The organism is Paracoccus marinaquae (assembly GCF_018860165.1).
GTDB lineage: Bacteria > Pseudomonadota > Alphaproteobacteria > Rhodobacterales > Rhodobacteraceae > Paracoccus > Paracoccus marinaquae.
Genome location: NZ_JAHKNG010000065.1, coordinates 1 through 10,929 on the forward strand (window position 1 = coordinate 1; position 10,929 = coordinate 10,929).

General features: G+C 67.9%; 10 protein-coding genes and 1 pseudogene. 7 read left to right on the forward strand and 4 right to left on the reverse strand.

What is annotated here, in order from left to right; all coding sequences use genetic code 11:
• Positions 1 to 179: 179 nt before the first annotated feature.
• Positions 180 to 965 carry a hypothetical protein gene (locus KNW02_RS19220; protein ID WP_216034810.1) on the reverse strand — a complete coding sequence of 262 codons (786 nt, stop codon included), beginning with the start codon at positions 963 to 965 and terminating at the stop codon, positions 180 to 182.
• Between the two features lie 143 nt (positions 966 to 1,108).
• On the opposite strand from KNW02_RS19220, the gene KNW02_RS19225 reads away from it, so the two are divergent.
• The 5 genes from KNW02_RS19225 to preA all read left to right on the forward strand — a co-directional run bounded on the left by KNW02_RS19225 (position 1,109) and on the right by preA (position 6,202).
• A complete protein-coding gene (locus tag KNW02_RS19225) occupies positions 1,109 to 1,504 on the forward strand; it encodes a PepSY domain-containing protein (protein ID WP_216034811.1) in 396 nt (131 codons plus the stop codon).
• Positions 1,505 to 2,167, forward strand: a complete 663-nt coding sequence (locus KNW02_RS19230; protein ID WP_216034812.1) for a response regulator transcription factor — start codon at positions 1,505 to 1,507, stop codon at positions 2,165 to 2,167.
• The gene (locus KNW02_RS19235) at positions 2,164 to 3,465 is read left to right on the forward strand and encodes a sensor histidine kinase (protein WP_216034813.1); all 1,302 of its coding nucleotides are present in this window, start codon (positions 2,164 to 2,166) and stop codon (positions 3,463 to 3,465) included. The genes KNW02_RS19230 and KNW02_RS19235 overlap by 4 nt, the downstream gene beginning before the upstream one ends.
• A 99-nt stretch (positions 3,466 to 3,564) precedes the next feature.
• Positions 3,565 to 4,911, forward strand: a complete 1,347-nt coding sequence (locus KNW02_RS19240; RefSeq protein ID WP_216034814.1) for an NAD(P)-dependent oxidoreductase — start codon at positions 3,565 to 3,567, stop codon at positions 4,909 to 4,911.
• Entirely contained in the window at positions 4,904 to 6,202 is a 1,299-nt protein-coding gene (gene preA, locus KNW02_RS19245) for an NAD-dependent dihydropyrimidine dehydrogenase subunit PreA (RefSeq protein WP_216034815.1), read from the forward strand. Before KNW02_RS19240 ends, preA begins: the two co-directional genes overlap by 8 nt.
• A gap of 96 nt (positions 6,203 to 6,298) precedes the next feature.
• Here the strand turns inward: preA and KNW02_RS19250 are convergent, their stop codons facing one another.
• The 3 genes from KNW02_RS19250 to KNW02_RS19260 are packed head-to-tail and all read right to left on the reverse strand — an operon-like array spanning position 6,299 to position 9,683.
• On the reverse strand, positions 6,299 to 7,771 hold the full coding sequence (locus KNW02_RS19250) for a carboxypeptidase M32 (RefSeq protein ID WP_216034816.1): 1,473 nt from the start codon (positions 7,769 to 7,771) through the stop codon (positions 6,299 to 6,301).
• Positions 7,768 to 8,913: a heme A synthase gene (gene ctaA, locus KNW02_RS19255; RefSeq protein WP_216034817.1), complete on the reverse strand. Its 1,146-nt coding sequence runs from the start codon at positions 8,911 to 8,913 to the stop codon at positions 7,768 to 7,770. The genes KNW02_RS19250 and ctaA overlap by 4 nt, the downstream gene beginning before the upstream one ends.
• Before the next feature lie 41 nt (positions 8,914 to 8,954).
• Positions 8,955 to 9,683: an RNA methyltransferase gene (locus tag KNW02_RS19260; RefSeq protein ID WP_216034818.1), complete on the reverse strand. Its 729-nt coding sequence runs from the start codon at positions 9,681 to 9,683 to the stop codon at positions 8,955 to 8,957.
• A gap of 69 nt (positions 9,684 to 9,752) precedes the next feature.
• Here KNW02_RS19260 and KNW02_RS19265 point away from each other — a divergent pair, with 69 nt between their 5' ends.
• Both KNW02_RS19265 and KNW02_RS19270 read left to right on the forward strand, forming a co-directional pair.
• Positions 9,753 to 10,355: a thiamine phosphate synthase gene (locus KNW02_RS19265; RefSeq protein ID WP_216034819.1), complete on the forward strand. Its 603-nt coding sequence runs from the start codon at positions 9,753 to 9,755 to the stop codon at positions 10,353 to 10,355.
• Positions 10,356 to 10,561: 206 nt separating this feature from the next.
• A pseudogene (locus KNW02_RS19270) lies at positions 10,562 to 10,777 on the forward strand (transposase); the annotation flags it as partial.
• Positions 10,778 to 10,929 lie beyond the last annotated feature (152 nt).

Sequence of the window (10,929 nt, forward strand, 5' to 3'; positions counted from 1 at the left end):
CCCTCAACGGCCCGGCGCATCAGCTCCCGAAACCAATCCGAAGTCCCCCGCCAAGCCGCTTCATGCGGGCTTCAGGCCGCAGACCTGCCCACGAACAGCGGAAAACGGTGAAAATTCGAGGTGCCCTGACGGCGAAAAGGGCGGCCTCTCGGGCCGCCCCTCGCTGCCTGCCAGGGATGTCAGCGCGCGGTTTCGCGCAGCACCTCGCCCGCCGGATCAACCTCGAGCAGCACGGCTTCGCCGGCCGGGTTGGTCGCCTCCAGCAGCAGGCGCGGGCCGGTCGGACGCGGATCGCCGATCCCGCTATAGCCGGCTCCGGTCAGCGCCTCGGTCAGCGCCGCGGCATCGAATGGCGGAGGCGGGGGCATGTCGCCCGGCTGGCCGGCCGCGCCGCGGGGGCCGCCCATCGGCCCCATGTCCGGGCCGCCACGTCCGTGATCGCGCTTGCCATGCATCCGGTCATCGCGGTCACGGCGGCCGTCGCGGCGGTCATGGTCGTCGTCGCCGCGCCCGAACCGCATCAGCCGGCCGTCCTCGTCGAAACCGGCGCGCAGATCCTCGCCGCTGGCATCCTCGCCACCGATCATCAGCCGCCCGTCGCGCCCGCCGATCCGGTCGATCACCGCGAATTGCGACAGGATGCCGCTGTCGCGCACCGCCTGCGGCACCATCGCGTCGATCACGCTTTGCGGCATCACCACGTCATCGGCTTCGATCATCATCACCTTGCCCTGCGGATCGACGAAGGCCTCGATCTCGCCGCCGCCGGGCAGATCGCCCTCGATCTTGCGGCCGCCGCGCTTGCCGGCATCGATCTCGATGTTTTCCAGATTCAGCGCGCCGAGAATCTCGGGCAGATCGGTCGCGGGCGCAGCCGGGGCGGCATCCTGCGCCAGCGTGGCGGTTCCCAGCACGGCGGCCAGTGCCACCGAACCTGCGGCGATCGTGAAAGCTTGTCTGCTCATCGTGAACTTCCTTTCCATTCTTTTGTTCGTTTCGGCAGAGCCTGAGGCCTGCGGTACGAATCAAGTTCTAACCCCCGGAGGCCGAACGGAACGCCAATGATCCGTTTGGTTTCCATTTGGGCGATCCGGCGCATAGATGAGGCATGCGACGTTTGGTCCCGATCCTGCTTGCGATGCTCGTGCTTCCGGCCTGGTATTCGGCCGGGCCCGCGCCGCTGCCGCTGCCCGGCCCGGCCGCGGCGCAGGATTTTCAGCCGCGGCCCTTCCACGATCTGGCCGAGCGGGTCGCGGACCGCTATCGCGGCCGCCTGATCGGCGCCGAGGTGGTTCCGCCGACTGCGCACGAACGGGATCTGGGCGCGCCGCTGGTCTATGAGTTCCGCCTGGTCACGCCACAGCGGAACCTGCTGATCATCCGCATGGATGCGCGCAGCGGGCGATTCCTCGACATTGCCGGACGGGGCCAGTTGCAGGCATTGCGGCGCGATGTCGATCACCGCCATGATGACGACAGGGACAAGGACGATGACGAGGATTGAATGCGGGCTCTGATTGTCGAGGACGATCCGCTGCTGTCCGAACAGCTGGCCACGGCGATGCACGAGGCCGGGTTCGTGACCGACCGCGCGGCGGATGGCAGCGAGGGCGAATTCCTCGGTTCGACCGAAAGCTATGACGTGGCGATCCTCGATCTGGGCCTGCCGGGCATGCCGGGGATCGAGGTGCTGACCCGATGGCGCGACCAGGGCATCTCGATGCCGGTCCTGATCCTGACCGCGCGCGGCGACTGGACCGACAAGGTCGCGGGCTTCCGCGCGGGCGCCGATGATTACGCGGTCAAGCCCTTCCGGCTGGACGAGGTGGTCCTGCGCGCCCAGACCCTGATCCGCCGCGCCGCCGGCCATGCCCGCCCGGTCATTCCCGCCGGATCACTGAAGCTGGACAGCCAGCTGGGCGTCATCACCCGCGACGGCGTGGCATTGAAGCTGACCGCCTTCGAGACCCGCATCCTCAGCTATCTGATCCATCACCAGAACCGCGTGGTCAGCCGCACCGAACTGTCCGAACATCTCTACGAGGCCGAGACCGACCGCGACTTCAAGTCCATCGAGGTGGTGATCGGCCGGCTGCGCAAGAAGATCGGCGAGGGGGTGATCGAGACCCGGCGCGGCGAGGGTTACGTTCTGCGGACCGGGGCATGATGCGTTCGATCCGCGGCCGCCTTCTGGTCCTGGCGGCGGTCTGGCTGAGCGCCGCGCTGCTGGGCGCCTTTCTGTTCATCTCGGATCTGCTGGAGGAATTCGTCACCGGCCGGTTCGACGCCGAAACCGCCGCCATCGCCGACGCGCTGACCGCTACGATCGAGGCGGCCGAGGACGGTCGCATCCGCGTCGAGGATCTGCCGCCCGACGCGCGGTTCGGGCTTCCGCTCAGCGGCTGGTACTGGCAGGTCGACAGCGCCGGCCGGGTCGCGGCGCGCTCGCCCTCGCTGCTGGACGGGCGGCTGGACGGGCCGTCGGGCGATTTCACCGGCGGCGCAGGGAGCGGCGCCGACGGGGCGCCCCTGCGCGTCCTGCGGCGCGAGATCACCGTTCCCGGCAGCGAGGCTTCGGTGGCCATCACCGTCACCGCACCGCGCGACCGGATCGATGCCAGCCTGCAGCAGATCCGCCGCCCGCTGGCCATCTCGCTGATCATGCTGGGCCTCGGGCTGGCGGCGGCCAGCGTCATCCAGATCACCGCCGGGCTGCGCAGCCTCGACCGGCTTGGCGCCGATCTGCGACGGGTCCGCGCGGGGAAGGCCGACCGCCTGCCCCTGCCCGATGTCAGCGAATTGCGCCCGCTGACCACCGAAATCAACGCCGCGCTGGAGCAGAACGAGGTGCTTCTGTCCCGCTCGCGCCAGCATCTGGGAAATCTCGCCCATTCGCTGAAAACGCCGCTGGCGGCGCTGACCAACGAATTGCCGGCCGATCATCGCGGTCATGCGCTGATCGCGCGCATGGACCGTCTGATCGGCTGGCACCTGCGCCGCGCCCGCTCGGCCGGGCCGGGCCGGTTGGGACAGCGCACACCGGTCCGGCCGGTGATCGACGATATCCTGATGGTGCTGCGCTGGCCGATGCAGGACAAGGGCATGACCGCCCGGATCGACTGCCCCGACGAGATCGGCTTTGCCGGCGAACGGCAGGATCTGGAAGAGATGATCGGCAATCTGGCCGAGAACGCGGTCAAATGGGGCCGCAGCCGGATCGGGTTCCGCGTCACCGCCGACCGCGACGGGCTGACCATCCGCATCGCGGACGACGGCCCCGGCATGGCGGAAACCGAAACCCCCCGGGCGCTGGTCCGGGGCGGGCGTCTGGACGAGCATGGCGCGTCGGGTTCGGGGCTTGGCCTTGCCATCGTCGCCGATCTGGCGGCGCTGCATGGCGGCGAACTGCGCCTCGAACGGGCCTCGATCGGGGGGCTTGCCGCCATCCTCCGCCTGCCCGCCTGAAAATTCCTCGGGCTTTAAGGACCGCCACTTTACCATTTGATAAAAAAACGAACCTGTGTCAGCCTGAAGCCAACCAGCAGGTTGAGCCAGGAGACGTAAATGTCCCAAGCCAGACTGTCACCCGGAGTCCATTCCGGCCGTCTGAGTGCCGATGAACTCGCCCGGAATTTCAGCGATGTCGCCCCGCCCCTGGATGCGCATGAGGCGCGGGTGGCGGCGGATCGCTGCTATTTCTGCCATGACGCGCCCTGCATCATCGCCTGTCCGACCTCGATCGACATCCCGCTTTTCATCCGCCAGATCGCGACCGGCACGCCGGATGCCGCGGCGATGACGATCTTTCACGCGAATATCCTTGGCGGCATGTGCGCCCGGGTCTGCCCGACCGAGAACCTGTGCGAAGGCGCCTGCGTGCGGATGGAGGCCGAGGGCGATCCGGTCCGGATCGGCGCGCTGCAACGCTTTGCCACCGACGGGCTGATGGCCCGGGAAGGCCACCCCTTCCGCCGCGCCGCGCCGACCGGCAGGCGGGTCGCCGTCATCGGAGCCGGGCCGGCGGGGCTGTCCTGCGCGCATCGTCTGGCCGCCAAGGGCCATGACGTGGTGATCTTCGAGGCCCGCCCCAAGCCGGGCGGCCTGAACGAATACGGGATCGCCAGCTACAAGACCGTGGACGGTTTCGCCGCAGCCGAGGTCGAATGGCTGCTGGGGATCGGCGGGATCGAGCTTCGCCACAGCCAGCTGCTGGGCGATCAGATGACGCTGGAGGCGCTGCGGGCCGAGTTTGACGCGGTATTCCTGGGCATGGGTCTGGGCGGGGTGAACGCCCTGCGGACCGAGGGCGAGGAACGCGCCAACGTGCTGGATGCGGTGGCCTTCATCCGCGACCTTCGTCAGGCGGGCGATCTGGGCGTCCTGCCGGTCGGACGCGACGTGGTGGTGATCGGCGGCGGCATGACGGCGGTGGATGCCGCCGTGCAGTCAAGGCTGCTGGGCGCCGAGAATGTCACCATCGTCTATCGCCGCGGGCAGGACCGGATGAGCGCCAGCCTGCACGAGCAGGACCACGCCACATCTTCCGGCGTTCGCATCATCTGCAACGCGGCCCCGGTTGCCATCCACGGCAATGGTGCGGTGGCCGAGGTCGAGTTCGCCTATACCGAGGACGGCCCCGATGGGCTGGTGCTGACGGACCAGCGCTTCCGGCTGAAGGCCGACCAGTGTTTCCGCGCCATCGGCCAGCGGCTGGAGGGGGTGCCTGTGGGGCTGGTGCTGGAGGGCGGCAAGATCGCGGTGACCGGACCGGGGCGGAGCTCGCTGGACCGGGTCTGGGCGGGCGGTGACTGCGCCGCGGGCGGCAACGACCTGACCGTGACCGCGGTGGCCGAGGGCCGCGACGCCGCCGAGGATATTCACGCCCTGTTAACGGGAGGCGACAATGGCTGATCTGCGTTCGGACTTCATCGGGATCAGATCCCCGAACCCGTTCTGGCTGGCCTCGGCCCCGCCCACGGACAAGGAGTACAATGTCCGCCGGGCCTTTCAGGCCGGCTGGGGTGGCGTGGTGTGGAAGACGCTGGGCTCGGAGGGGCCGCCGGTGGTCAATGTGAACGGCCCGCGATACGGCGTGGTCCACGGCGCCGACCGCCGGGTTCTGGGGCTGAACAATATCGAGTTGATCACCGACCGCCCGCTGGAGGTGAACCTGCGCGAGATCAAGTCGGTCAAGCGCGACTATCCCGACCGGGCGCTGGTGATCTCGCTGATGGTGCCCTGCGACGAGGACAGCTGGAAGGCGATCCTCGCCGCGGTCGAGGATACCGGCGCCGACGGGGTCGAGCTGAATTTCGGCTGCCCCCACGGGATGAGCGAGCGCGGCATGGGCAGCGCCGTGGGTCAGGTGCCCGAATATATCGAGATGGTCACCCGCTGGGTCAAACAGCACTCGCGCATGCCCTGTATCGTGAAGCTGACCCCGAACATCACCGATATCCGCAAGCCGGCCGAGGCGGCAAAGCGCGGCGGCGCCGATGCGGTCAGCCTGATCAACACCGTCAACTCGATCACCTCGGTCGATCTGGACCTGTTCGCGCCCGAGCCCACCATCGACGGCCGCGGCGCCCATGGCGGCTATTGCGGCCCGGCGGTCAAGCCCATCGCCCTGAACATGGTGGCCGAGATCGCCCGCAGCCCCGAGACGCGCGGCCTGCCCATCAGCGGCATCGGCGGGGTGACGACCTGGCGCGACGCGGCCGAGTTCCTGGCCCTCGGGGCCGGCAATGTGCAGGTCTGCACGGCGGCGATGACCTACGGGTTCAAGGTGGTGCAGGAGATGATCACCGGCCTGCGCGACTATCTTGACGGCCACGCGATGGAACTGGGCGACCTGATCGGACGCGCCGTCCCGAATGTCACCGACTGGAACCGGCTGAACCTGAACTATGTCACCAAGGCGGTGATCGACCAGGACGCCTGCATCAAATGCGGTCGCTGCTTCGCGGCCTGCGAGGATACCTCGCATCAGGCGATCGCGATGAAGCCGGGCCGTGTCTTCGAGGTGATCGAGGAAGAATGCGTGGCCTGCAACCTCTGCGTCGACATCTGCCCGGTCGAGAACTGCATCACCATGCGCGAACTGGCGCCGGGTGAGGTCGACAGGCGCACCGGGCTCGGGCGCGGCGACTATGCCAACTGGACCACGCATCCGAACAACCCGATGGCGAAGGCGGCTGAATAGCCTCCCGCGCGCCCTGCCCGGCAACGCCCGACCCGATGCGGGTAGACGGGGGCTCTCCTCCCGCCTGCATCGCCGGCAATCCGCCGATGGCGGGGCCTACAGCCCGTAGATGCCGGCGAATTTCTCTTCGAGATAGTCCAGCAATGGCGCGGGGCTGACCGTGGCCCCGGTCGCGTCTTCGATCAGCCGGCGCGGCGGCATCAGCCCGCCATGGCGCTGCAGGTTCTCGCGCAGCCATTCGACGCCGGGCGCGGCATCGCCCCGGGCCAGCGCCTCGTCCAGATCGGGAACCGCGTCGCGCATCGCCGCGTTCAGGCAGCCGGCATAGACATTGCCCAGAGCATAGGTCGGGAAATAGCCGAACAGCCCCACCGACCAATGCACATCCTGCAGGGCGCCATTTGCCGGACGATCCACGGTGACGCCGAAATCCTTGAGGAAGCGGGCATTCCAGGCCTCGACCAGATCATCGGCACCCAGCCGGCCGGCAACCAGATCGCGTTCCAGGTCAAAGCGCAGCATGATGTGCAGGTTGTACTGGACCTCGTCGGATTCGGTCCGGATATAGCCGGGCGTCACCCGGTTCACGGTCGCGTAGAAGGCTTCCGGATCGGCGATGTTCAGCCCGTCGAAGGCATCCGACATGCGGTGGAACAGCCAGCCGGTGAAGGCGCGGCCACGGCCGATCTGGTTCTCGTAGATGCGGCTCTGGCTTTCATGGACCCCCATCGAGACACCGCGGCCCAGCGGCGTTAAGGCATAATCGTCGTCGATGCCCTGCTCATAGCTGGAATGGCCGACCTCGTGGATGGTCGAATAGAGGCAGTTGAAGGGTTCCGGCTCGACCACCCGCGTGGTGATCCGGCTGTCCTGCCAGCGGCCGCTGCTGAACGGATGCACGGCCAGATCGATGCGGCCCCGGCTCCAGTCATAGCCGAAGACGGTGGCGCAGGCGCGCGCCAGCCGGATCTGGGTTTCCTGCGGGAAATGGCCGGTCAATGCCTGCGGCTGATCCTCGGCCCCCAGAATATCCTCGCGCAGCGCGACAAGGCGCGGGCGCATGGTATCGAACAGCGCCCCGATCTCGGCCGCCGTGGTATCGGGTTCGTAATCCTCAAGCAGCGCGTCATAAAGATCGCCGCCATCGGCCAGCGCCGCCGCCTGTTCGCGCTTCAGCATCAGCACCTGATCGAGAACCGGCAGGAATTCCTCGGGCGCCTCCTTGGCACGGGCCTCGGCCCAGATGCCCTGCGCCAGCGACGTGGTCTTGGCCAGTTCCGAGGCCAGCCGCGCAGGCACACGGCTGGTGCGGGTGAAGTCGCGAGCGATCAGTTCGACGATGCGGGCCTCGACCTCGGTCTGCGGCTCGGCGGCGGCCAGCCACTCGCCCAGGCGCGGATCGGTCCGGCGCTCGTGCAGCACCTCCTCCATCGCCGCCATTTCCTCGGCGCGCTGCTCGGTGGCGCCGCGGGGCATGACGGTTTCCTGGTCCCAGCCCAGACGCTCGGCCACCGAGGACAGGGCTTCGGTCTGACGCTGGAAGGCGAGAAGATCGTCGAAGGCGCTCATCTTTTGGTTCCCCTGACCGAAGTTTCATATGGATAGCGGGCGTGGTGGCGGGCGCGGATGATCAGCACGAACAGCGCCACCGCACCCAGTTGATGGGTCAGCGCCAGCGGCAGCGGCGAGGCCTGCAGCACGTTCAGGATGCCAAGCCCGATCTGCACCGCGACCATCACGATCATCGCCGTGAACGCCCCCCGCGTGACCGGGTGAGGCGAGCGCCGGGCGCGCAGCCAGACCACGACCGCAAGGATCGCCAGCAGATAGCCCACCATCCGGTGGATGAACTGAACAAGCGCCGGGTTCTCGAAAAAGTTCCGCCAGCCAAGCGCCGGATCCCAGATCGCCGCCGGGATCCATTCGCCGCCCATCATCGGCCAGCCGGTATATTGCCGCCCCGCGTCGATGCCGGCGACCAGCGCGCCCAGGAGGATCTGCAGGAAGGCCAGATGCATGAGCCCGGTGGAGACCGAGAACAGCCTCGAATCGCCTGCACGGCGCGCGCGCATCAGTTCGGCCTCGCTGCGGCCCAGCAGCAGCGCATACCAGGCGATCAGCCCGAGGATCAGGAAGGCCAGCCCCAGATGCAGCGCCAACCGGTACGAGGCCACGCGGGTCATCCCCTCGACCAGTCCGGACGAGACCATCCACCAGCCGATCGCACCCTGCAGCCCGCCAAGCGCCCCCAGCCCCAGAAGGCGCGGCGTCCAGCCGGTGGGAATGCGTCTGGTTGCAAGGAAGGCCAGGAAGCCCGCGCCCCAGACCAGCCCGACCAACCGGCCCAGCAGGCGATGCGACCATTCCCACCAGTAGATCCGCTTGAACCCGGCCAGATCCATCCCGGGATTGACCTCGGCATATTGCGGTATCTGCCGGTAAGCCTCGAATTCCCTTTGCCAATCCGCGTCGGTCATGGGCGGCAGGCTGCCGGTGACAGGCGCCCATTCGGTGATCGACAGGCCCGATCCGGTCAGCCGCGTGGCGCCGCCAAGCGCGATCATCGCCGCGACCAGCACGAACAGAACCAGCAGCCACAGGCGGATCGCCCGGCGCGCACCCTTCGGCGCGGCGTCGATCATCCCGGTCCGGGCGGCGGGGCGGCTGGCTGCCTGATCCGAGACTTCCTCGAAAACGGGACGCTTGGCCATCGAAAGGGCTCCTCTGGGGTCGGGCGGAGGTTAGGTCGGGCTTATCGGCGGGTCAATTGCCGCAGCAGCCCGTGCAGGATACGGACATCGCCACGGGTCAGCGACAGCCGCGACCACATGTTGCGCAGGTTCAGCCGCATGTTCGCGGCCTTGGTTTCGGGAAAGAAGAACCCCGCCTCGGTCAGCCTCTCCTCATAGTGATCGCCAAGACGCTCGATCTCGACCCGGTCCGCCAGAACCTCGCCGAACGTCCGGCGGCCCTGCGGGGCGGGCTCGGGCGGCAGGCTGTCGCGGCCCCATTCATAGCCCATCAGCAAGACCGCCTGCGCCAGGTTCAGCGACGGGAAATCCGGGTTCACCGGCACGGTCACGATTGCATTGGCGCGGGCCACGTCGTCGTTTTCCAGCCCGGCGCGCTCGGGGCCGAAGATCAGCGCGCAACGCCCGTCATGGGCGCGGGCCTTCGCCATCGCCGTGGCCGGGGTGAAGACCGGCTTTGACAGTTCGCGCCCGCGCGCGGTGGTGGCGAAGGCGAAATCCACGCCCTCCATCGCCTCGGCCAGACCGGGATAGACCCGCGCCCGGTCCAGCACCCGCCCGGCCGCCCCCGAGGCCATGGCCACCGCCTTGGGGTTCGGCCAGCCGTCGCGGGGGGCGACGAGACGCATCTCGGTCAGGCCGAAATTCAGCATGGCGCGGGCGGCGGCCCCGATATTCTCGCCCATCTGCGGGCGGACAAGGATCACGACGGGCTGGCGGTTGTCTTGCATGGCCGCCCCATAGTCCGTCTGGCGGCGCGCAGCAAGCTGCGCTATTGCGACAGAAAGATGGAGACCCCGATGACGGATGCCCCGCAGCTATATCTGATGACCCCGGCCGGCGCGCAGGCCTCTGCGCTGGCGCCGCTTCTGGGCAGGGTGATGGACGGTTTCGAGGTGGCCTGCCTGCGCATCCGCGGCGGCGCGGAAGAGGACGAACTGGCCCGTCTGGCCGATCTGGCGCGCGAGATCGCGCATGCGCGCGACGTGGCGGTGGTGATCGACGACCATGTGAAACTGGCCCAGCGGCACGGGCTGGACGGGGTGCATCTGACCGACGGTGCCCGCGGCGTCCGCGCGGCCCGCAAGGAACTGGGCCCGGATGCCATCGTCGGCGCCTTCTGCGGCACCTCGCGCCATGACGGCATATCTGCGGGCGAGGCCGGCGCCGATTACATCAGCTTCGGCCCGGTCGGCGACAGCGCCCTTGGCCGCGGCGGCCCGGCGCCACTGGACCTGTTCCAGTGGTGGTCCGACATGATCGAGATCCCGGTCGTGGCCGAGGGCGCGGTGACGCGCGAATTGATCCGGCAGTTGTCACCAGCCTGCGACTTCATCGCCATCGGCCCCGAGATCTGGGGCGACAACGATCCGATGGCGGCGCTAAGCACGCTGTGGAGGTGAAGGACCCGGCCGGCATTCGGGGCTTCGGACGCAGTACAGACTGCTGATCCTCCCCCACGTAGGTTCAGGACTCGTTCTTTTTCTTAGCCAGAAGAGGACGGTTGCGGCGAGGGCGATTGCGGAGAAGAAAGTTTCCGGACAACGGCGCTGTTGCGTAAATCGGGTTTTGGATTCATCCGGTGAGTCCAGCGTGATAGCTGGGTCACATGAGCAGACCGATACCCCCGACCTGCAAGACCAGGAACTGGCGGTCCTATACCGAAGCGCTGAAGCGCCGGGGTTCGCTGACGATCTGGTTCGACCCCGAGATGATGTGGGAGGCCAAGCCGACCGACAAGCGCGGCCGACAGCCTGCATATAGCGGCGCCGCGATCCAATCCTGCCTGACGATGAAGGCGCTGTTTGGCATGGCGCTCAGGCAGATCGAGCCATGAAAACGCCACTGGTCCGGGGAGTGTCAGGAACTCTGTGTATCTGATCCGGCCCATGCAGTTTCAGATACTCAAGCGGCGAAGCGCTCGCCGAACATTATGGCGAACTGGTTGCGGGCCGCAAACCCTTCCCGGACGTTTCG

Excerpts from the sequence above, each read along its gene's own strand:
- KNW02_RS19220 (WP_216034810.1), bottom strand. The coding sequence starts at position 965 with ATGAGCAGACAAGCTTTCACGATCGCCGCAGGTTCGGTGGCACTGGCC.
- KNW02_RS19260 (WP_216034818.1), bottom strand. The coding sequence starts at position 9,683 with ATGCAAGACAACCGCCAGCCCGTCGTGATCCTTGTCCGCCCGCAGATG.
- preA (WP_216034815.1), top strand. The coding sequence starts at position 4,904 with ATGGCTGATCTGCGTTCGGACTTCATCGGGATCAGATCCCCGAACCCG.
- KNW02_RS19250 (WP_216034816.1), bottom strand. The coding sequence starts at position 7,771 with ATGAGCGCCTTCGACGATCTTCTCGCCTTCCAGCGTCAGACCGAAGCC.
- ctaA (WP_216034817.1), bottom strand. The coding sequence starts at position 8,913 with ATGGCCAAGCGTCCCGTTTTCGAGGAAGTCTCGGATCAGGCAGCCAGC.
- KNW02_RS19240 (WP_216034814.1), top strand. The coding sequence starts at position 3,565 with ATGTCCCAAGCCAGACTGTCACCCGGAGTCCATTCCGGCCGTCTGAGT.
- KNW02_RS19230 (WP_216034812.1), top strand. The coding sequence starts at position 1,505 with ATGCGGGCTCTGATTGTCGAGGACGATCCGCTGCTGTCCGAACAGCTG.
- KNW02_RS19225 (WP_216034811.1), top strand. The coding sequence starts at position 1,109 with ATGCGACGTTTGGTCCCGATCCTGCTTGCGATGCTCGTGCTTCCGGCC.
- KNW02_RS19235 (WP_216034813.1), top strand. The coding sequence starts at position 2,164 with ATGATGCGTTCGATCCGCGGCCGCCTTCTGGTCCTGGCGGCGGTCTGG.
- KNW02_RS19265 (WP_216034819.1), top strand. The coding sequence starts at position 9,753 with ATGACGGATGCCCCGCAGCTATATCTGATGACCCCGGCCGGCGCGCAG.